Genomic DNA, 19,066 nt, shown 5'->3' with positions numbered 1-19,066 from the left:
GGAGTCGACAGCGTCCGGCAATTCGCCTATAAAGCGCTCTACATCGTCCGTTAGCGCTAGATGGCGCTTTCGAGCGGCGGCCCGAAAGGCTGCCGCTTTTTGTTTGGCCGAAGCAGGCCGGAGAGTTTGAGTGCGCGGCAAGACGCAGGAAGACCGTGATCTGATCGAGATGCTCGATCCCGTCGCCGAGAGCCTCGGCTACGAGATCGTCCGGCTGCGCCTGATGGGCGGGACCGAGCAGCGTCGACTGCAGATCATGGCCGAACACCCGCTGCTGGAAGACGGCTCGGGCGGCGACATGAACGTCGAGGACTGCGCGCGCCTGTCGCGCGGCGTTTCCGAGATCCTGGACGCCGCCGATCCGATCGCCGGCGAATATACGCTGGAAGTGTCCAGCCCCGGCATCGACCGCCCGCTGACCCGCCTGAAGGACTTCGAGGACTATGCCGGCCTCGAGGCGCGCATCGAGCTCGACCGCGTCGCCGAGGGCCGCAAGCGCTTCAAGGGCGAACTGGCCGGGGTCGAGGACGACCAGGTCGGCCTGAACATCGAGGGCGAGGACGACGTCACCGTCTACTTCCCCTTCGCCTGGATCATCGACGCCAAGCTCGTCATGACCGACGCCCTGATGGATCGGGGGGCCAAACAGCGCGCCGCCCGCCTGAAGGCGGAAAACGACTCATCCGACAACGAAGACCTGTCCGAAAGTGAAGAGGACTGACCATGGCCATCGGCATCGCCGCCAACCGGCTTGAACTCCTGCAGATCGCCGACGCGGTCGCCCGCGAAAAAGGCATCGAGAAGGAAGTCGTCATCGAGGCCATCGAGGACGCCCTGCAGAAAGCCGCCCGCGCCCGCTACGGCGCCGAGCACGACATCCGCGTCAAGATCGACCCGAAGACGGGCGAGACGACGCAGAAGCGCGTGATCGAGGTCGTGGCCGACGACACCGACCTAGAAGGCGAGATCGGCAAGATGCCGCTGGCCATCGCCAAGCGGACCTGGCGCGACGCCGAGATCGGCAAGGTCTACGAAGAGGCCCTGCCGCCCTTCGAGATCGGCCGCGTCCAGACCCAGATGGCCCGCCAGGTCGTCATGCATAAGGTCCGCGAAGCCGAGCGCGAGCGCCAGTACGACGAGTACAAGGATCGCGTCGGCGAGATCGTCAACGGCAGCGTCAAGCGCGTCGAATACGGCAACGTCATCGTCGATCTGGGCCGGGGCGAAGGCATCATGCGCCGCGACCAGTCGATCCCGCGCGAGAACTTCAACGTCGGCGACCGCATCCGCGCCTACATCTACGACGTCCGTCGCGAGACCAAGGGCCCGCAGATCATGCTGAGCCGCGCCCACGGCGGCTTCATGGCCAAGCTGTTCGCTCAGGAAGTGCCGGAAGTCTACGACGGCGTCATCGAGATCCGCGCCGTGGCCCGCGACCCGGGTTCGCGCGCCAAGATGGCCGTCATCTCGAACGACAGCTCGATCGACCCGGTCGGCGCCTGCGTCGGTATGCGCGGCTCGCGCGTCCAGGCCGTCGTGGCCGAGCTGCAGGGCGAAAAGATCGACATCATTCAGTGGTCGGAAGACGAGGCCACCTTCATCGTCAACGGCTTGGCGCCGGCGGAAGTCTCCAAGGTCGTCATGGACGAGGAAGACGAGCGCGTCGAGGTCGTGGTGCCGGACGAACAACTGTCCCTGGCGATCGGCCGTCGCGGCCAGAACGTGCGCCTGGCCTCGCAGCTGACCGGCTGGCAGATCGACATCATGACCGAAAGCCAGGAGAGCGAGCGCCGTCAGCGCGAGTTCGCCGAGCGCACGGCCCTGTTCCAGGAAGCCCTGGACGTCGACGAGGTCATCGCCCAGCTGCTGGTCACCGAAGGCTTCGTCGCGGTCGAGGACGTGGCCTATGTCGAGCCGCACGAAGTGGCCTCGATCGAGGGCTTCGACGAGGAGACCGCCGAGGAACTGCAGGCGCGCGCCCGCGAGTACCTCGAGAAGGAAGCCGCCGAGCTGGACGCCAAGCGCAAGGCCCTGGGCGTCGAGGACGCGGTCCTGGCCATCGAGGGCGTGACCCTGGCCATGGCCGTCGCCCTGGGCGAGGGCGACGTCAAGACGGTCGAGGATCTGGCTGGTCTGGTGCCGGACGACATGCGCGGCTGGTTCGAGACCAAGAACGGCGAGCGCGTGCGCGAGCCGGGCATCCTGGAAAGCTTCAACCTGTCGCCGGAAGACGCCGAGGCCCTGATCATGCGCGCCCGCGTCGCCATGGGCTGGGTCGAGGCGCCGCCGGAGCCGGAGTACGAAGAAGCCGAAGCCGCCGCCGAGAGCGAAGAGGCCTAAGCGCCTTCGCGCGTCAAACAACGGCCTCGCGGAGCGATCCGCGGGGCCGTTCGCCGTTCAGGAACCATGACCGACCAGACCCCCAAGACCCACGCCGAAGCCAGCCGCCAGCGCAAGGACATCGTCCTGGGCGAGGCGACCGACGAGGCGCGTCTGATCCGTTTCGTGGCGGGGCCAGACGGCGCGGTGACGCCCGACGTGGCCCGCAAGCTGCCCGGGCGCGGGATCTGGGTCGCCGCCGACCGCGACTCCGTGACGACGGCGGCCAAGAAGGGGCTCTTTTCGCGCGCCGCCAAGGCCAAGCTGACCGCCGCGCCGGACCTGGCCGATCAGGTGGAAATGCTCCTGGCCCGTCGCGTCCTGGACGGACTGGGCCTTGCGCGGAAGGCGGGGAGCATTATCTCGGGATACGAGAAGGTGGTCGCCGCCCTGGGGACGGGCAAGGTCGCCTGGCTGATCGAGGCGTCCGACGGCGCCGAGGACGGTCGCCGCAAGGTGCTTTCGGCCGCTCGAAGGGCTCCCGTTCCGCCTCGTCTGCTCGGCGCGTTCAATTCCGATGAATTGGGTTTGGCCTTGGGCGGGGAGAATGTGATACACACCGCTCTCCTTGCCGGGCGCGGGATCGATCGCTGGACATCGGATGTCGAGCGTCTATCAGGCTTCCGCCCGCTTCTGCCTCCCGAGTGGTCGGCGAACGGACGTGAGGAAGGCTAGGGCTTTTCAGTCCCACCGGGGAACCGTCGGTGCGATCGAAAAGCTCTAGAATCTTTGAAGTGTGGCGCGGCCATCCGGGTCGCGTCCGTGAGCGAAGGGTCGGGAAACGCGCTTGCCTCGGCAGGTACGTCCAGGCCCCTTTCTCACATGGAAAGAACGGTTTTTTAGCCGGGTACCGCCCGGCGGAAGTACAAGCGAGCGCATGAGCGACGAAAACGAAAACGGCCGACCCGGCGGACGAGCCCCGATGACACTGAAGCCCCGCCAGGGCTCGGTGAGCGCAGGGGTCGTGAAGCAGAGCTTCAGCCACGGCCGGACCAAGACGGTGGTGGTGGAAACCAAGCGGACGCGTCCTCACGCGCCCGCCTCAGGTAATCTCGCCGCGCCGTCTTCGGCTGAACGTCGCCATGGCGACGCCCCGGCGCCCCGTCCGCAGCAGCCGCAATCGAGCGGCGGCGGCGGTGGTTCGGCCGGCGGCCTGTCGCAGGAAGAACTGCGCGCCCGTCAGCGCGTCGTCGACGCCGCCCGCGAAGCCCAGGCTCGCCAGCAGGCCGAACAGGCCGCCGCCGAGGCGCGCGCTCGCGCCGCTCAGGAGGCCGCGCAACGCGAAGCCGCCGCCAAGGCCGCGGCCGAACGCGCCGCCGCCGCGCCGCCGCCGAGCGCTCAAGCATCCGCCCCAGCTCCGGCTCCGGCCGCGCCAGTGACGCCGCCGCCGGCCGCGCCGGTCCAGCGTCCCGTCGCCCAGGCGCCGGCCGCCCCGCAAGCGCCGCGTCAGGACGGTCCGCGCCACGACGCGCCCCGTCATGAAGGCCAGCGGCACGACGGTCCGCGTCCGTCGGCGCCGGGCCAGACCCGCACCTACGAGCCTAGCCGCGACCGCCGCGACGATCGTCCCAGCACGACGACCTATCGTCCGGCCCCGCAAGGCGACCGCCCGTTCAACCAGCGCGCGCCGCGTCCCGACGCCGGCGCCAATTTCGGACAACGGGCTCCCCGTCCCGAAGGCGACCGCCCGCGCGGTCCGCGTCCCGACGACCGGGGCGGTGATCGCGGCGGCTATCGCGGCGACCGTCCCCAGGGCGGCGACCGTGGCGATCGTCCGCAAGGCGACCGCCCGCAGCAGACCGTCCGTTACTCGGCGCTCGCGCCGCGTCCGGCGCCGGGTGGCCCTCGGGGTCCTGGCGGCCCCGGCGGTCCGCGCGGTCCGCGTCCGGGCGTGCCCGCCTCGGCTCCGGCCACGCCGGAAATCCAGCGCGCCACGCGTTCGGCGCCCCGTCCCGGCGGCGCGGTCATGGACCGTCGCCCCGACGAGGACGACGATCGTCGCAAGAACGCGGCCCCCAACAAGGCCGTCTCGCGCGTCAAGGGCGCCCCGCAGCGCCGCGAAGGCCGTCTGACCATTCAGGCCGTGGCCGGCGACGGGGATTCCGCCGACCGGATGCGTTCGCTCGCCTCGGTCCGTCGGGCTCGTGAGCGCGAAAAGGAAAAGCGTCGCGGCGGCGCGGTCGAACAAGCTCGCGTCTCGCGCGAAGTCGTCATCCCGGACGTCATCACCGTGCAGGAGCTGTCCAACCGGATGGCCGTGCGCGGCGTCGACATCATCAAGTTCCTGATGCGTCAGGGCGTGATGCTGAAGATCAACGACGTCATCGACAACGACACCGCCGAGCTGGTGGCCACCGAGTTTGGCCACACCGTCAAGCGCGTGTCGGAAGCCGACGTCGAAGAAGGCTTCATCGGCGCCGACGACCACGACGATCACATGGAGACGCGCCCCCCGGTCGTCACGATCATGGGTCACGTCGACCACGGCAAGACCAGCCTGCTCGACGCCCTGCGTTCCACCGACGTGGCGGCGGGCGAAGCCGGCGGCATCACTCAGCACATCGGCGCCTATCAGGTTCGCCTGAAGGACGGCCAACGGGTGACGTTCCTCGACACCCCTGGCCACGCCGCGTTCTCGTCGATGCGCGCCCGCGGCGCCAACATCACCGACATCGTGGTGCTGGTCGTGGCCGGCGACGACGGCGTGATGCCCCAGACGATCGAGGCGATCAAACACGCCAAGGCCGCCGAGGTGCCGATCATCGTCGCCGTCAACAAGATGGACAAGCCGGGCTCGGACGCCACGCGCGTGGTCAACGAACTGCTGCAGCACGAGATCGTGGTCGAAAGCCTGGGCGGCGACACCCAGCTGATCGAGGTCTCCGCCAAGGCCCGCACCGGCCTGGACGACCTCTTGGAAGCCATCCTGCTGCAGGCCGAAGTGCTTGACCTGAAGGCCAACCCCGACCGCGTCGCCGACGGCGTCGTGATCGAGGCCAAGCTCGACAAGGGGCGCGGCGCCGTCTCGACGGTGCTGGTCAACCGCGGCACGCTGAAGCGCGGCGACATCGTCGTGGCTGGCAGCCAGTGGGGCAAGGTCCGCGCGCTGCTGAACGAGCGCAACGAGCAGCTCCAGGAAGCCGGTCCCGCCACCCCGGTCGAGATTCTCGGCCTGGACGGCGTGCCCTCGCCGGGCGACGCGTTCGCCGTGGTCGAGAACGAGGCCCGCGCTCGCGAGCTGACCGAGTACCGCATCCGCCTGAAGCGCGAGAAGTCGCTGGCCCCGGTGGGCGCCGGCGCTTCGATGGCCGACATGATGGCCAAGCTGCAGGACAAGAAGCTGAAGGAGCTGCCGCTGGTCATCAAGGCCGACGTGCAGGGCTCGGCCGAGGCGATCATCGGTTCTCTGGACAAGATGGCCACCGACGAGGTCCGCGCGCGGATCATCCTGTCGGGCGCTGGCGCGATCAGCGAAAGCGACGTCATGCTCGCCAAGGGCGCCGGCGCGCCGATCATCGGCTTCAACGTCCGGGCCTCGGCCCAGGCGCGGGCCCTGGCCGAGCGCGAAGGGGTCGAGATCCGCTACTACGCGATCATCTACGACCTGCTCGACGACATCAAAGGCGTGCTCTCGGGCATGCTGGCCCCGATCCAGCGCGAAACCTTCCTCGGCAACGCCGAGGTGCTGCAGGCCTTCGATATCTCGAAGATCGGCAAGGTCGCCGGCTGTAAGGTCACCGAGGGCGTGGTCCGCAAGGGCGCCAAGGTCCGGATCATCCGTCAGGACATCGTCGTTCTGGAACTGGGTACCCTGCAGACGCTCAAGCGCTTCAAGGACGAGGTCAACGAAGTCCCCGTCGGCCAGGAATGCGGCATGATGTTCGCCGGCTTCCAGGACATCAAGGTCGGCGACGTGATCGAGTGCTTCACCGTCGAGGAGATCAAGCGTCAGCTCGACTAACGGCTGGTCGCTTCTGGTCACGAAAAAGGCGCGGATCCTGCGATCCGCGCCTTTTTTGCGCCTCACGATCGCAACGGATCGACACGTCAACGGTTTGTTCGCCCTCTAGGGATCAGCTTCCCTGAAGCTTGCGGACGGCATGCGATGCGGATCACGTTTCTCGAATGCGGGGCCTCGCCCAGGCCCACCGGCGGCGCCCGGGTGCTGTACGAACACGCCAATCGCCTCGTCGCGCGCGGACACGCGGTCAGCGTCGTGCATCCGGTCTATCCAGAAAGCCGGCCCGGCTTTCTGGCGGGGCTGAAGCAAGGCGGTCGCCACAAGCGCTGGGCGCGGACCGGCGAGTGGTCGCCGCGCGCGTGGATGGACGTCGATCCGCGCGTCGACAGCCTATGGACCCCCGATCTCTCATCCGCCCACGTGCCCGAGGGTGACGTTGTGATCGCCGCCCACTGGCGGGCCGTGGCGCCGATGAACGCTCTGTCGCCCGCCCATGGCGCGCGGGTCTTCTTCTCGCGCCAATGGGACTTCGCCGAGTTCGCGGAACTGGAGCCGGGGGTGCGCAAGGCCTGGGCCGCGCCGTGTTTCAAGATGGTGGTCAACCGACGCGCCGCGGAACTGGCCCGCGTGTTTGGGCCACGGCCCTGGCTGGCGCCGCACGGCCTGGACTCCCGAGCCTGGGACATAGACGTTCCCCTGGCTGACCGCGATCCCGACCTCCTGATCACGCCCTGGCGAGCGGCGCGGACCAAGGGGTTCCACGACGTGCTGGACGCCTGCGAGTTGGCGCGGCGCGAACGGCCGACGCTACGCCTGCTGACCTTCGGGACCGAACCGATGTCGATCCGTTTGCCCCACTGGGTCACGCACGTCCCGGCGCCGGATCGCCCGGCCTTGCGCGCCCTCTACAACCGCGCCTCGGTCTTCGTGGGCGCCGGACATAACGAGGGCTGGGGTCTGGCCGCCAGCGAGGCGGGCCTATGCGGCGCGGCTCTCGCCCTGACCGACAATCCCGGCCACGCCGAATATGCCGACCACGAGCGAACGGCCTTGGTCTCGCCGATCCGCGAGCCGGCCGCCTTGGCTGTCAACATCCTGGCCCTGGCCGAGCGGTTGTCGCTGCGCCAGAGGCTGGCCCTGGCCGCCCGCGCCAAGCTTTCGACCTTTACCTGGGAGCGGGCCAGCCGCACGTTCGAGGCCGGGCTGATGGCCTGCATCGAGGCCGAGACGCCTCGCGCCGTCGCCTCCTGAACCGGTCTGGAAAAGGTCGAATTCGCGGGCTAGAGCCTTTAGCCTGAAATCGGAATCGATTTCAGGCGTCAAAAAGGCTCTAAATCAAATGTTTAGAGCGTGAGATGAGCTGAAACCGGTTCCCACTTTCAGCCTCACGCTCTAGAGCGGAGGCGATAGGAGGACCCATGCGTATCCGTTCGCTTCTGGCCCTGGCCGCCGTGGGCGTCTCGCTCGCCGCCTGCTCGACCGTGGACCGCTTCGACGCCGCCGGCGATGTCCATGCCCTGCTGGTCGCGATCCGCGACAACGACCGGGCGGGCTTCGACGCGCATGTCGACCGTCAGGCCCTGAAGGGCCAGATCGAGGCGCGGCTGATGGACGAGGCGCGCCAGCGTCAACCCGGCGACAAGTGGATGGCGGTGGCCGCCGTCCTGGCGGGGCCCGTCGCCGACGTCGCCGGCGAGGCTCTGATCCGTCCCGAGACCTTCCACGCGGCGGCCAACTATTACGGCTACACGCCCGACAGGCCGCTGCCGGGCCGGGTGGCGATCGCCAGCGCCTTGCGCCCGGCGGGCGACGGCCGGGTCTGCGCGGCCAAGAAGGACGGGCCCTGTATGCTGATCTTCACTCGCGAAGGCTCGACCTGGCGACTGACGGGCTTCGACCCGCAGGCGGCCAATTTGCATCTCAAGCGATGAAGCGGGCGATCCTCGCGGGCCTGAGCCTGGCCGTTCTGACGACTTCGGCCGCGCGGGCCGAGACCCGGATGTTTTCGTATGACCCGATCTCTCCCGACGCCAAGCGGCTGACCGGAGCGGGCGTGACGATCCTGTTCAACCAGGGTCTCCTGGGCGGCGCCCGGCCGATCAAGGTCCTGGCCACGGGCGTTCCCGCCCAGGCCCTGCTAAAGGCTGGACGCGAGAAGGACCTGGGTCCAGGCGGGCTGAAGGCCATGGATGGCGTGGACGCCGACGCCGCGCTGTTCGAGGTCGATCCCAAGGCCGCTCAGGGCAAGATCTATCTCCGCGCCTTCTGCCCGGGCTCGACGCGGCTGTGGCTGTCGTTCAGCGCCATCGCCGTTCGCCGCGATCTGCGGATCCAGGCGTTCGGCGACGATCCCAAGGCCGACGGCAAGGCGCGTCTCTGCGGGACGTTGGACTTTTCTTATCGCGGCGAGTGGCGTCTGCCCAAGAACCGGATGCCCGATCCGATGGAGGATTGGACCAACGAGCCCAATCACCCGAGTCCGGATTGAGGGTTTCCGCCCCGCTCCTCAGTCGCCGAGAGCGTTTCCGCTGAAAACCAGCATCCACTTTTCCGCGCGATGCTCTAGCTTCGTCCTGAAGCAGGGGAAGGGCGCGGGATGGCCGAGGATCCGTTGGTGGGTTTCGAACGGTTCGTGTTCGACGACGGGCGCTGGAGCCGCGAGGTGTTCCGCATCGGCGCGGGACCGGCGGTCATCGTCATTCACGAGGTTCCGGGTCTGCATCCGGGCGTGCTGGAGTTCGCCCGCGACCTTGCCGCCTCCGGCCTGACCGCCTTCTGTCCCAGTCTGTTCGGCAAGCCAGCCAGGCCGGTGTCGCGCGGCTACGCGATCGGCGAGATTCTCAAGAACATCTGCGTTCGGCGCGAGTTCAGCGTCTGGAAGGACGGCCGCTCCAGCCCGATCGTCGACTGGTTGCGGGCCCTGGCGCGACAGGTCCATGAAGAGTGCGGCGGCAAGGGCGTCGGGGCGGTGGGCATGTGCTTCACCGGCGGCTTCGCCCTGGCGATGATGACCGAGCCCTCGGTCGTGGCGCCGGTGATGTCCCAGCCCTCGTTGCCGCTGAAGGACAAGGGCGGTCTCGACTGCTCGGCCTCGGAGCTGGCCTGCGCCAAGCGGCGGTTCAAGGACGAGGACCTGTCGCTGATGGCCCTGCGCTTTTCGTCGGACAAGCTGGTGCCCGACGCCCGCATCGCGCGCCTGAAGGCCGAGTTCGGCGACAAGGTCGAGGTGATCGAGCTGGCCGACGAGGACGCCGCGCCGGGCGTGCCGATGGCTCCGCACTCGGTGCTGACCCTGCACCTGCACCGCTCGATCCCCGACTGCGGGACGATGCGGGCGCGGGACCAGGTAGTGGCGTTTTTTCGCGAAAAGACGGGCGCTTAGCGCTTCTGTCCGGCCAGCCGGCGCGTCAGCGGACCGCTGGCGATGATCAAGGCCGCGCCCGCGATCAGGGCGCCCAGCGAAACGAGGCCCAGTTGGGCCGACGAGGCCGCCTCGGCGCCGAGCGTCGAGGTCGGATGGGCGAAGGCCGGCTGGATCAGCACCATGCCGAGCGTGAAGCCCAGCAGGGTCTCGAGCCCGCCCGATATCATCAGAATCGCGCCCAGGGCGCGCAGGACGAAACGCATCAGGTCTTCGGTGGTCGCCATGGCCAATCCCCCTTGCCCATGACTCCAACCTACAGCGAGGGGCTTAATTCACCCTTAGCGCCGCTGGACTTTTCCCGCCGACGCGCCTAGACACCCCGCCTTCCGATTTTCCCCGCGCACCGGCGTTCGATCCGCCGGCCGGGCCGCAAGGACATCCCGCGCCATGAAGCGCCACGCCGACACCAAGAAGGGCGCCGCGACCGGCCCCTCGCAACGCCAGCTCCGCGCCGGCGAACTGATCCGCCACGCCCTGGTCGAAATCCTCCGCGAGGAGGAGCTGCAGGACGAGGCGCTGCACAACATCTCGGTCACGGTGTCCGAGGTGCGGATGAGCCCCGACCTCAAGCACGCCGTCTGCTTCGTCGAGCCGCTGGGCGCGGGCCTGACGGGCGAGGACACCACCGAGGTGATCAAGGGCCTGAACCGGGTCGCCAAGTTCCTGCGGGGCCGGCTGGGCCGCAGCATCGACATGAAGTTCACGCCGGACCTGAAGTTCATTCACGACGAGAGCTTCGGGACCGCCGCCTATATGGACAAGCTGTTCCTGGACCCGCGGGTCCAGCAGGACACCCGGACCCTGTCCGACGTGCTCGGCGAAGACGACGAGGACTAGGCCATGGCCCGCCGCAAGAAGGGCGACGCCGTTTCGGGCTGGATCTGCCTGGACAAGCCCTACGACCTGACCTCGACAACGGCGGTCAGCCGCGTGCGCCGCGCGTTCAACGCCCAGAAGGGCGGCCATGCCGGCACGCTGGATCCGCTGGCGACGGGCATCCTGCCCATAGCGCTGGGCGAGGCGACCAAGACCGTTCCGTTCCTGATGGACGCCGACAAGGCCTATCGCTTCACCATCGCCTGGGGCCGCGACACGACGACGCTGGACCGCGAGGGCGAGACGACCGCGACGTCCGACATCCGACCGACCCGCGAGCAGGTCGAGGCGGCGCTGCCGGCCTTCATCGGCGAGGTCAACCAGGTCCCGCCGAACTTCTCGGCCATCAAGGTCGACGGCGAGCGCGCCTATGACCTGGCCCGCGACGGCGTCGAATTCGAGCTGCCGACCCGCAAGGTGGCGATCTTCGGACTCAAGATCGTCGACCAGCCGGACGTCGATCACGTCACCTTGGAGATGGAGTGCGGCAAGGGCACCTATGTCCGCGCCGTGGTCCGCGACCTCGCCAAGGCCCTGGGAACTTGCGGTCACGTCGCAGAGCTGCGCCGCACGCGGGTGGGGGGCTTCTCGGAGGACGAGGCGATATCGCTGGAAACTCTTGAGAATTTGAGCTATGAGGCCCGGCTGTCGGAGGCCTTGCTTCCGGTCGAGACCGCGCTGGACGACATCCCGGCGTTGGCCGTGACCGATGAAGACGCCTTCCGGCTTGCACAGGGACGCGCCATCGTCCTGCTCCCAAGGCAGGTTGAAACGCTGAAAGCCGAGCTCTCGCCCGGCGATCGCACCGTTTCCGCCATGTCCGGCGACAGGTTGGTGGCCCTGTGCGAGATGCGCGCCGGGCGGCTCAATCCGGTGCGGGTCTTCCAACTCACCTGAGCGGAGACTTACCGATGTCGATTACTCTGGAGCGCAAGGCCGCGCTCATCGCCGAACACGCCCGCGGCGCGGGTGACACCGGCAGCGCCGAAGTGCAGGTCGCGATCCTCTCGGAACGCATCTCGAACCTGACCGAGCACTTCAAGACGCACAAGAAGGACAACCACAGCCGTCGTGGCCTGCTGAAGCTGGTTTCCCAGCGTCGCCGGCTTCTCGACCACCTGAAGAAGTCCGACGCCGGTCGCTATCAGTCCCTGATCGAAAAGCTGGGTCTGCGTCGCTAAGGCATCCAGGTCCGCCGCCTCGCCGACGCGGGGCGGCGGATCGCGTTTTTGGAACCTGGCGTCCGAGACAGGCCGGACACCTGGATTCCGAGACGGTTCTTTCCTCCCCATGACGGGATCGGAAGAATCGTTCGTCCGTCCGAGGGTTCACGTCCTCAAACCCGCCTGTCGAACTGGATGAGGATCATCGGGCCGGCTTTCGTTAGCCGTCCGCCCCTGTCCGCCCCGACGAGAATCCGCTCGCGGGAACCGAAAGACGAAAAATGTTCGACATCAAACGCAAGACGATCGAGTGGGGCGGCAAGACGCTGGTCCTCGAAACCGGTCGCATCGCCCGTCAAGCCGACGGCGCGGTCCTGGCCACCATGGGCGAAACCGTCGTCCTGGCCACCGCCGTGTTCGCCAAGACCCAGAAGCCGGGTCAAGACTTCTTCCCGCTGACGGTCAACTATCAGGAAAAGACCTTCGCGGCCGGCAAGATCCCCGGCGGCTTCTTCAAGCGTGAAGGCCGTCCGTCGGAAAAGGAGACCCTGGTCTCCCGCCTGATCGACCGTCCGATCCGCCCGCTGTTCGTCAAGGGCTTCAAGAACGAAGTCCAGGTCGTGACCACCGTGCTGCAGCACGACCTCGAGAACGATCCCGACATCCTGGCCATGGTCGCCGCCTCGGCCGCCCTGACCCTGTCGGGCGCCCCGTTCATGGGCCCGATCGGCGCCGCCCGCGTCGGCTGGATCAATGACCAATACGTGCTGAACCCGACGCTCGACGAGCTGAAGGACAGCAAGATGGACCTCGTCGTGGCCGGCACCGCCGACGCCGTGATGATGGTGGAATCGGAAATCCAGGAGCTCTCGGAAGAGATCGTGCTGGGCGGCGTGACCTTCGCCCACAAGGAAATGCAGCCGGTGATCGACGCGATCATCGAACTGGCCGAGCACGCCGCCAAGGAGCCCTTCGCGTTCGAGCCGGAAGACACCGACGCGATCAAGGCCGAGATGAAGGCCCTGGTGGGCGCGGACATCGCCGCCGCCTACAAGATCCAGAAGAAGCAGGACCGCTACGAAGCGGTCGGCGCCGCCAAGAAGAAGGCCATCGCGGCCATGGGCCTGTCGGACGAGAATCCGGCCGGCCACGACCCGCAGAAGCTGGCCGGCATCTTCAAGGAACTGGAAGCCGACGTCGTGCGTCGCGGCATCCTGGACACCGGCCTGCGCATCGACGGCCGCGACGTCCGCACCGTTCGCCCGATCCTGGGCGAGGTCGGCATCCTGCCGCGCACCCACGGTTCGGCCCTGTTCACCCGCGGCGAGACTCAAGCGATCGTCGTGGCGACCCTGGGCACCGGCGACGACGAGCAGTTCATCGACGCCCTGGAAGGCACCTACAAGGAATCCTTCCTGCTGCACTACAACTTCCCGCCCTACTCGGTCGGCGAGACGGGCCGCATGGGCTCGCCGGGCCGTCGCGAGATCGGTCACGGCAAGCTGGCCTGGCGCGCCGTGCGTCCGGTCCTGCCGGCCAAGGAAGACTTCCCCTACACCCTGCGCCTGGTCTCCGAGATCACCGAGTCGAACGGCTCGTCCTCGATGGCCACTGTCTGCGGCTCGTCGCTGGCCCTGATGGACGCCGGCGTGCCGCTGAAGCGTCCGGTCTCGGGCATTGCCATGGGCCTGATCCTGGAAAAGGACGGCTTCGCGGTTCTGTCGGACATCCTGGGTGACGAGGATCACCTGGGCGACATGGACTTCAAGGTCGCCGGCACTAGCGAAGGCATCACCTCGCTGCAGATGGACATCAAGATCGCCGGCATCACGCCCGCGATCATGGAGCAGGCCCTGGCTCAGGCCAAGGAAGGCCGCGCGCACATCCTGGGCGAGATGAACAAGGCCATGGACGCGCCGCGCGCCGACGTGGGCGACTTCGCGCCGAAGATCGAGACGATCAACATCCCGACCGACAAGATCCGCGAAGTGATCGGCTCGGGTGGCAAGGTGATCCGCGAGATTGTCGCCACCACCGGCGCCAAGATCGACATCAACGACGACGGCGTGGTCAAGGTCTCGGCCTCGGACGGCGCCAAGATCAAGGCGGCGATCGACTGGATCAAGTCGATCACCGACGAAGCGGAAGTCGGCAAGATCTACGACGGCAAGGTCGTCAAGGTCGTCGACTTCGGCGCCTTCGTGAACTTCTTCGGCGCCAAGGACGGCCTCGTCCACGTCAGCCAGATCAGCAACGAACGCGTCGCCAAGCCGTCGGACGTGCTGAAGGAAGGCCAGATGGTCAAGGTCAAGCTCTTGGGCTTCGACGACCGCGGCAAGACCAAGCTGTCGATGAAGGTCGTCGACCAGGAAACCGGCGAAGACCTGTCCAAGAAGGAAGCGACCGAAGAGGCGTAAGCGTCCTTCCGTGTCCAAATCCTGACGTTAGCGAGCGGGCGGTTCCGAAAGGGGCCGCCCGTTTCGCGTTTTAGGGTTGTTTGTGTTCCTTATTTGTTCCAACCTTGGGTGGTTGGAACAGGAGGGGGGCGATGACCGATCACGTCGTGCAGTGCGGCGCCTGTAGGGTCGATGTCCAGGTCGTGCGCCGGGAGGAGGGCGAGATGGCTCGCTGTCCCGTCTGCGCCCGGACCGCGCCGAAGGACGAGGCGATCCGGGTGGCCCGAAGCGCTCTGATCGACGTGGTCATGCGCGACCTCGACGAAAATCTCCGCGCGATCGTCCGCGCCAGTCCCGCCTTGGGCTACCGGCCGGTCCAGGCCTATGACTGGGTGGTGGACGGCGCTCCCGGTCCGTCGCGCTTGGACGCTCGCTGAAGCGTTCCGGCGCCCTCCGCCGCCAGAGCCTTCAGCGCCTCGCGAAGGCGCGGGGTGGCGAAGTCCAGGAACAGGCGGGTCTTCAGCGGCAGGATATCGGCGGGCGCGTGTAGCAGGCTGACCGGTTGGGGGTCGGGCTCGAACGACTCCAGCAGCAGCTGAAGACGTCCCTGGGCGACGGCCTCGGCGCATTGGTAGTGCATCAGTCGGCTCGCGCCCACGCCTTGTTCCGCCGCCCAGGCCGCGGCGTCAGCCGTCGAGGCCGACAGACGCGACCGGACCGGGACCTCCACCAAGCCGCCGGCGGGCGCGCGCAAAAGCCAGGCCGCCGTCGGACCGCCGAAGTCGAAGGTGACGCAGGGCAGGGCGGAAAGATCGTCGGGGGTTCGCGGGACGCCGCGCGCGGCCAGGAACCCAGGGCTGGCGCAGATCACCTGACGCATCTGGCCGACCCGGGTGGCGATCAGGCCGCTGTCGGGCAGCCGCCCGATCCGCAAGGCCATGTCGACATGATCCTCGACGAGGTGAAGGTTCCTATCCGACAGCAGCAGGCGCACGTCGACCTCGGGGAACGCCTCCAGGAAAGCGGTCACGATCGGCAGCAGGTAGTGCCGGCCAAACACGACAGGGCCCGTCAGGGTGAGTTGGCCCTGGGGCGCGGTGTATTCGCCGGCCGCCGCCCGTTCGCTGGCCTCGACCGCCTCCAGGATGCGCCGGGCAGAGACCAGATAGGCCTCGCCGGCCGGAGACAGCGCCAGGCGGCGCGTGGTGCGGATCAGCAGTTGCGCGCCCAGATGCCGTTCAAGCTCGCCCAGCCTTCGACTGACCGTCGCCAGCGGCAGCCGCAATCGTCGCGCGGCGGCGGTGAAGCTGCCTGCCTCGGCGATGGCGACGAACACCGACATGGCTTGGAGGCGGTCGATCATTATCTATCAAAATGAGATAATTATTCTCGAAAGGCCAGGATTATCTTTCCGGCCAGCAGGGCGCACATGCTCGTTGTCGCCAAGGTCCGGCGACGTCAAACGAGAGAAAATCCTCATGTCCCGCATCGCCGTTCCGGATCTGGCCAACGCGCCGGAAGCTTCGCGCCCCATCCTCGACGCCGTGAAGGCGCAGCTGGGCGTCGTCCCCAACCTGTTTCGCCTCGTGGCTCTCAGCCCCAACGCGCTGACCGGCTTCACCAGTTTCTCCGGAGCCCTGGCCAAGACGCTCGACGTCAAGACCCGCGAGCGGATCGCGCTGGCCGTCGCGCAGGTCAATGGCTGCGGCTACTGCCTGTCGGCCCACACCTACCTCGCTCTGAACCTGGCCAAGCTGACCCCCGACGAGGTGTCCAACGCGCGTCGCGGCGGATCGGTCGATCCCAAGGCGAACGCCGCCGTGGTCTTCGCCGACAAGGTCGCGCGCGACCGGGGCCATGTGTCCGAAAGCGACCTGGACGCGGTCCGCGCCGCGGGCTTCAGCGACGCGCAGATCGTCGAGATCGTGGCGCTGGTCGCCGAGAACGTCTTCACCAACTTCCTCAACGAGGTGGCCGCCACCGAGATCGACTTCCCGGTGGTGGACGCCGCCCAACCCGACTGACGCCAAGTCGCCAACGGCGGAGGGACCCTTGGCGTCCCTCCGCCGCGAGGCCCCGCCAATGGGAGCGCCGACATGTCGAAGTACAGCTTTCTCGATTTCGCCAGTTCGCCAAGCGTCCGCGCGGCGCAGGCGGAGATGGGCAGCGACCGGATGTGGACGCCGGGCGGCGTCGATCGCGTCTTCGAACGGTTCACCGCCGAAGAGGCGGCGTTCATCGCCGAGCGCGACAGCTTTTACCTGGCCAGCGTGTCCGAGCAGGGGTGGCCCTATGTCCAGCACCGAGGCGGCCCGCCGGGCTTCCTGAAGGTCATCGACGACATCACGCTGGCCTTCGCCGACTATCGCGGCAATCGGCAGTACATCAGCGTCGGCAACACGGACGCCGACGATCGGGTCGCGTTGATCCTGGTCGACTACCCGCGCCGCGCCCGTCTGAAGATCTTGGCCCACGCCGAGCGATTGGCTCTCGATTTCGACCCCGCCCTGACCGGCCGCGTCACCGAGGGTCTGGGACGGGCCAAGCCCGAGCGGATCTTTCGACTGCGCCTGGCCGCCTTCGACTGGAACTGCCCGCAACACATCACGCCGCGCTTCACCGAGGCCGAGATCGAGCGGGCGTTAACGCCGCTGCGCGATCGCCTGGAGGCGCTGGAAGCCGAAAACCGGCGGCTGCGCGCGCGGCTCGCCCAGAACGAGGACTGACCATGGACCTTCAACGACCCCCGCTCCCGCCGTTCGACCTCGACAGCGCCCGCCGCAAGGTGCGTCTGGCCGAGGACGCCTGGAACAGCCGCGACCCGGCGCGCGTGGCGCTGGCCTATGCCCCGGACTCCCGATGGCGCAACCGCGACGAATTCCTGGTCGGCCGCCCGGCGATCGAGGCCTTCCTGACCCGTAAATGGGCCAAGGAGTTGGACTACCGCCTGATCAAGGATCTCTGGGCCTACCAGGACGATCGGATCGCGGTGCGCTTCGCCTACGAATGGCGCGACGAGTCGGGTCAATGGCGCCGGTCGCACGGCAACGAAAACTGGGCTTTCGACGCCAACGGCCTGATGACGCGGCGTCTGGCCAGCATCAATGATCAACTGATCGACGCGGGGGATCGCAAGTTCCACTGGCCCGCCGGGCCGCGACCGGACGGGCATCCCGGCCTCGAACATTTCGGGCTCTGAGCGGATCGGCGTCAGCCGCGCGGCGTGACCTTGATCACCGCCGTGTCGGGGGCGCCGTTGCCGCCTCGGCAGGCGGCGTATTTGAACTTCAGGTCCATGCAGACCCAGACCTCGGTCAGGTGGCCGTCCTTGACCCGGATGTTCAGGCCCTCGGGCTGGATCTTGCGGTTGCGCTCAAGGAAGGCCTTGCGGATCTCCGCGCCGGTCATGACGCCGTCCGCGCCGGGGTCGAGTTCGGGCACGTTCAGCTTTTCGCGGACCTTGCGCTCCTTCTTGAAATAGTCCTCCGGCGTGGCCCAGTTGCAGGTCCCGTGCGCCTGCCATTCGTGCTGCAGCAGCCGGGGCGAGGGCGTCATGCAGAGATTGGCCTTGATCGTCGATACGCTGATCGGCGCGCCCGGGCGGCAATAGCGCGGATGCACCTTGTCCGGTCCGTTCGGCCAAAGACCGTGCACCGTGAAACCGAAGCGGTTGTTCTGGCACTGGATGACCTTGTCCGACTCCGGAATCCCCGATCGGCAGGCTTCCGGCGACCAGAACAGGGCCAGAAGATAGGCGGCGATCGGCACGTCCGGATGGACCTCGCTCGCCGGGGGCGGCTCCGCCTGAGGCGCGTTCACCGTCAGCGGCACCGCGCAGGACCGAATGTCGTTGGCCTTAGCCGTTCCGGCGGCGGTGGCGAGGACGGCGGCGAGGACGGCGACGGTGGCGGTCTTCATGGCAAGCTCCAGGTACGCGGAGCGGGATAGGAGGCGCCGCCGCCCCCGACGTCAAGCCATGCTTAACGCCTAACGCCCTCTGGCCTCGGTCGCCATCCGCAGAGCCAAACCGCCCAGCACCGTGGCCATCAGCCAGCGCTGGATCAGGGCGAAACCGGGACGGGCCGACAGAAACGCCGCGATGGTCCCGGCCGCGAAGCAGATGGTCCCGTTGACGGTCATGCTGACCAGGATCTGCGACAGGCCCAGCGCCAGCGACTGCGTCAGGACGTGGCCGTGCTCGGGATGGATGAACTGCGGCAGCAGCGACAGATAAAGCATCGCGGCCTTGGGGTTCAGAAGATTGGTCAGGAAGCCCATGGCGATCAGCTTGCGGGGACTGTCCTTGGGCAGGTCGCGCACCTGGAAGGGCGCGGCGGCGCCCGGCTTGATCGCGTGCCAGGCCAGCCAGCCCAGATAGAGCGCTCCGCCAAATCTCAGGACGTCATAGGCGATCGGCGCGGCCATCAGAAGGGCGGTGATGCCCAGCGAGGCGCATACCAGGTAGACGATGAACCCCGCCGCCGTGCCGATCAGCGACACGACGCCCGCCCAGCGGCCTTGCGAGATCGAACGGCTGACGACGTACAACATGTTCGGCCCCGGCGTCAGGGCCATCCCCAGACAGATGAGGACGAAGGCGATCCAGGTCTTGGCTTCGGGCATGGGCGCGGCTCCGCGATCTAGAGGTTTCGGGATGCGCCCAGGCGAACGGCTCCGTCCGATGACGTCCGCGCTTCCCGAGGGTTGTTTCCCTCCGAACGCCAGTCGCGCGGACAGGAGCGCCTTAGCATCGGGACCGGGCCTTTGGGAGAGCCGGCGCGGCCCCGTTGCTCAAGACCCGCGAACCCCCACGCTAAAGATGATTCTGAGAACGATTATCATTGCGACTGCGTTGCAAGATCGCTAA

Annotated in this window: 20 protein-coding genes and 1 riboswitch; of the genes, 16 read left to right on the top strand and 4 right to left on the bottom strand. The window is 67.7% G+C overall.

The features are described 5' to 3' along the window. The first annotated feature begins 130 nt into the window (after positions 1–130). The 8 genes from rimP to OR37_RS08345 all read left to right on the top strand — a co-directional run bounded on the left by rimP (position 131) and on the right by OR37_RS08345 (position 9,722). Positions 131–721, top strand: coding sequence for a ribosome maturation factor RimP (rimP, locus tag OR37_RS08380; RefSeq protein ID WP_004618136.1), 591 nt, complete (start codon positions 131–133; stop codon positions 719–721). Positions 722–723: 2 nt separating this feature from the next. Beyond that, positions 724–2,340, top strand: coding sequence for a transcription termination factor NusA (gene nusA, locus OR37_RS08375; RefSeq protein ID WP_004618135.1), 1,617 nt, complete (start codon positions 724–726; stop codon positions 2,338–2,340). A gap of 66 nt (positions 2,341–2,406) precedes the next feature. Further along, entirely contained in the window at positions 2,407–3,054 is a 648-nt protein-coding gene (locus tag OR37_RS08370) for an RNA-binding protein (protein ID WP_004618133.1), read from the top strand. A gap of 202 nt (positions 3,055–3,256) precedes the next feature. After that, entirely contained in the window at positions 3,257–6,340 is a 3,084-nt protein-coding gene (infB, locus tag OR37_RS08365) for a translation initiation factor IF-2 (protein WP_081612903.1), read from the top strand. Between the two features lie 144 nt (positions 6,341–6,484). Next, entirely contained in the window at positions 6,485–7,591 is a 1,107-nt protein-coding gene (locus OR37_RS08360) for a glycosyltransferase family 4 protein (protein ID WP_004618129.1), read from the top strand. A 167-nt stretch (positions 7,592–7,758) separates the two neighbouring features. Next, the gene (locus tag OR37_RS08355) at positions 7,759–8,271 is read left to right on the top strand and encodes a DUF2939 domain-containing protein (RefSeq protein ID WP_004618128.1); all 513 of its coding nucleotides are present in this window, start codon (positions 7,759–7,761) and stop codon (positions 8,269–8,271) included. Beyond that, the gene (locus tag OR37_RS08350) at positions 8,268–8,828 is read left to right on the top strand and encodes a hypothetical protein (RefSeq protein WP_004618125.1); all 561 of its coding nucleotides are present in this window, start codon (positions 8,268–8,270) and stop codon (positions 8,826–8,828) included. The genes OR37_RS08355 and OR37_RS08350 overlap by 4 nt, the downstream gene beginning before the upstream one ends. 108 nt (positions 8,829–8,936) lie before the next feature. Next, positions 8,937–9,722, top strand: coding sequence for a dienelactone hydrolase family protein (locus OR37_RS08345; RefSeq protein WP_004618123.1), 786 nt, complete (start codon positions 8,937–8,939; stop codon positions 9,720–9,722). On the opposite strand, the gene OR37_RS08340 is transcribed toward OR37_RS08345, so the two are convergent. Next, positions 9,719–9,988, bottom strand: a complete 270-nt coding sequence (locus OR37_RS08340) for a hypothetical protein (RefSeq protein WP_004618122.1) — start codon at positions 9,986–9,988, stop codon at positions 9,719–9,721. The genes OR37_RS08345 and OR37_RS08340 overlap by 4 nt on opposite strands. Before the next feature lie 163 nt (positions 9,989–10,151). Here OR37_RS08340 and rbfA point away from each other — a divergent pair, with 163 nt between their 5' ends. The 5 genes from rbfA (at position 10,152) to OR37_RS08315 (ending at position 14,636) form a co-directional block, all read left to right on the top strand. Beyond that, positions 10,152–10,601, top strand: a complete 450-nt coding sequence (gene rbfA, locus OR37_RS08335) for a 30S ribosome-binding factor RbfA (RefSeq protein ID WP_004618120.1) — start codon at positions 10,152–10,154, stop codon at positions 10,599–10,601. Between the two features lie 3 nt (positions 10,602–10,604). Then, positions 10,605–11,537, top strand: coding sequence for a tRNA pseudouridine(55) synthase TruB (gene truB / locus OR37_RS08330; protein ID WP_004618117.1), 933 nt, complete (start codon positions 10,605–10,607; stop codon positions 11,535–11,537). A gap of 14 nt (positions 11,538–11,551) precedes the next feature. Then, positions 11,552–11,821, top strand: a complete 270-nt coding sequence (rpsO, locus tag OR37_RS08325; protein ID WP_004618114.1) for a 30S ribosomal protein S15 — start codon at positions 11,552–11,554, stop codon at positions 11,819–11,821. A 263-nt stretch (positions 11,822–12,084) separates the two neighbouring features. Further along, positions 12,085–14,220 carry a polyribonucleotide nucleotidyltransferase gene (gene pnp / locus OR37_RS08320; protein WP_004618112.1) on the top strand — a complete coding sequence of 712 codons (2,136 nt, stop codon included), beginning with the start codon at positions 12,085–12,087 and terminating at the stop codon, positions 14,218–14,220. A gap of 131 nt (positions 14,221–14,351) precedes the next feature. Further along, positions 14,352–14,636 carry a hypothetical protein gene (locus OR37_RS08315; RefSeq protein ID WP_004618110.1) on the top strand — a complete coding sequence of 95 codons (285 nt, stop codon included), beginning with the start codon at positions 14,352–14,354 and terminating at the stop codon, positions 14,634–14,636. Here the strand turns inward: OR37_RS08315 and OR37_RS08310 are convergent. Continuing rightward, on the bottom strand, positions 14,582–15,562 hold the full coding sequence (locus OR37_RS08310) for a LysR family transcriptional regulator (RefSeq protein ID WP_004618108.1): 981 nt from the start codon (positions 15,560–15,562) through the stop codon (positions 14,582–14,584). The genes OR37_RS08315 and OR37_RS08310 overlap by 55 nt on opposite strands. Positions 15,563–15,677: 115 nt before the next feature. Between OR37_RS08310 and OR37_RS08305 the strand changes: the two genes are divergently transcribed. The 3 genes from OR37_RS08305 (at position 15,678) to OR37_RS08295 (ending at position 17,398) form a co-directional block, all read left to right on the top strand. Continuing rightward, complete coding sequence (locus OR37_RS08305) at positions 15,678–16,223, top strand: carboxymuconolactone decarboxylase family protein (protein ID WP_004618106.1); 546 nt, start codon at positions 15,678–15,680, stop codon at positions 16,221–16,223. A 72-nt stretch (positions 16,224–16,295) separates the two neighbouring features. Beyond that, positions 16,296–16,925 (top strand): pyridoxamine 5'-phosphate oxidase family protein, encoded by a 630-nt coding sequence (locus OR37_RS08300; protein ID WP_004618104.1) that lies wholly within the window; start codon positions 16,296–16,298, stop codon positions 16,923–16,925. A 2-nt stretch (positions 16,926–16,927) separates the two neighbouring features. Continuing rightward, complete coding sequence (locus OR37_RS08295; RefSeq protein WP_004618103.1) at positions 16,928–17,398, top strand: nuclear transport factor 2 family protein; 471 nt, start codon at positions 16,928–16,930, stop codon at positions 17,396–17,398. Positions 17,399–17,409: 11 nt separating this feature from the next. Here the strand turns inward: OR37_RS08295 and OR37_RS08290 are convergent, their stop codons facing one another. After that, positions 17,410–18,117, bottom strand: coding sequence for a ribonuclease T2 (locus tag OR37_RS08290; protein ID WP_004618101.1), 708 nt, complete (start codon positions 18,115–18,117; stop codon positions 17,410–17,412). A 69-nt stretch (positions 18,118–18,186) separates the two neighbouring features. Then, complete coding sequence (locus tag OR37_RS08285) at positions 18,187–18,822, bottom strand: LysE family translocator (RefSeq protein WP_004618098.1); 636 nt, start codon at positions 18,820–18,822, stop codon at positions 18,187–18,189. A 28-nt stretch (positions 18,823–18,850) separates the two neighbouring features. Next, positions 18,851–18,938: riboswitch (ZMP/ZTP riboswitch) on the bottom strand. Between the last annotated feature and the right edge of the window lie 128 nt (positions 18,939–19,066).

This window comes from Caulobacter vibrioides OR37 (assembly GCF_000372645.1).
GTDB classification, from domain to species: domain Bacteria; phylum Pseudomonadota; class Alphaproteobacteria; order Caulobacterales; family Caulobacteraceae; genus Caulobacter; species Caulobacter vibrioides_E.
Note: the sequence above shows the minus strand (reverse complement) of the source record. Positions and strands in the feature narration are given on the sequence as shown.

Coding starts and splice junctions, on each gene's coding strand:
- OR37_RS08345 (WP_004618123.1), top strand. CDS start 8,937: ATGGCCGAGGATCCGTTGGTGGGTTTCGAACGGTTCGTGTTCGACGAC.
- OR37_RS08290 (WP_004618101.1), bottom strand. CDS start 18,117: ATGAAGACCGCCACCGTCGCCGTCCTCGCCGCCGTCCTCGCCACCGCC.
- OR37_RS08350 (WP_004618125.1), top strand. CDS start 8,268: ATGAAGCGGGCGATCCTCGCGGGCCTGAGCCTGGCCGTTCTGACGACT.
- OR37_RS08315 (WP_004618110.1), top strand. CDS start 14,352: ATGACCGATCACGTCGTGCAGTGCGGCGCCTGTAGGGTCGATGTCCAG.
- OR37_RS08340 (WP_004618122.1), bottom strand. CDS start 9,988: ATGGCGACCACCGAAGACCTGATGCGTTTCGTCCTGCGCGCCCTGGGC.
- OR37_RS08305 (WP_004618106.1), top strand. CDS start 15,678: ATGTCCCGCATCGCCGTTCCGGATCTGGCCAACGCGCCGGAAGCTTCG.
- OR37_RS08360 (WP_004618129.1), top strand. CDS start 6,485: ATGCGGATCACGTTTCTCGAATGCGGGGCCTCGCCCAGGCCCACCGGC.
- nusA (WP_004618135.1), top strand. CDS start 724: ATGGCCATCGGCATCGCCGCCAACCGGCTTGAACTCCTGCAGATCGCC.
- OR37_RS08310 (WP_004618108.1), bottom strand. CDS start 15,562: ATGATCGACCGCCTCCAAGCCATGTCGGTGTTCGTCGCCATCGCCGAG.
- rbfA (WP_004618120.1), top strand. CDS start 10,152: ATGAAGCGCCACGCCGACACCAAGAAGGGCGCCGCGACCGGCCCCTCG.
- OR37_RS08355 (WP_004618128.1), top strand. CDS start 7,759: ATGCGTATCCGTTCGCTTCTGGCCCTGGCCGCCGTGGGCGTCTCGCTC.
- infB (WP_081612903.1), top strand. CDS start 3,257: ATGAGCGACGAAAACGAAAACGGCCGACCCGGCGGACGAGCCCCGATG.
- OR37_RS08370 (WP_004618133.1), top strand. CDS start 2,407: ATGACCGACCAGACCCCCAAGACCCACGCCGAAGCCAGCCGCCAGCGC.
- truB (WP_004618117.1), top strand. CDS start 10,605: ATGGCCCGCCGCAAGAAGGGCGACGCCGTTTCGGGCTGGATCTGCCTG.
- rpsO (WP_004618114.1), top strand. CDS start 11,552: ATGTCGATTACTCTGGAGCGCAAGGCCGCGCTCATCGCCGAACACGCC.
- pnp (WP_004618112.1), top strand. CDS start 12,085: ATGTTCGACATCAAACGCAAGACGATCGAGTGGGGCGGCAAGACGCTG.
- OR37_RS08285 (WP_004618098.1), bottom strand. CDS start 18,822: ATGCCCGAAGCCAAGACCTGGATCGCCTTCGTCCTCATCTGTCTGGGG.
- OR37_RS08300 (WP_004618104.1), top strand. CDS start 16,296: ATGTCGAAGTACAGCTTTCTCGATTTCGCCAGTTCGCCAAGCGTCCGC.
- OR37_RS08295 (WP_004618103.1), top strand. CDS start 16,928: ATGGACCTTCAACGACCCCCGCTCCCGCCGTTCGACCTCGACAGCGCC.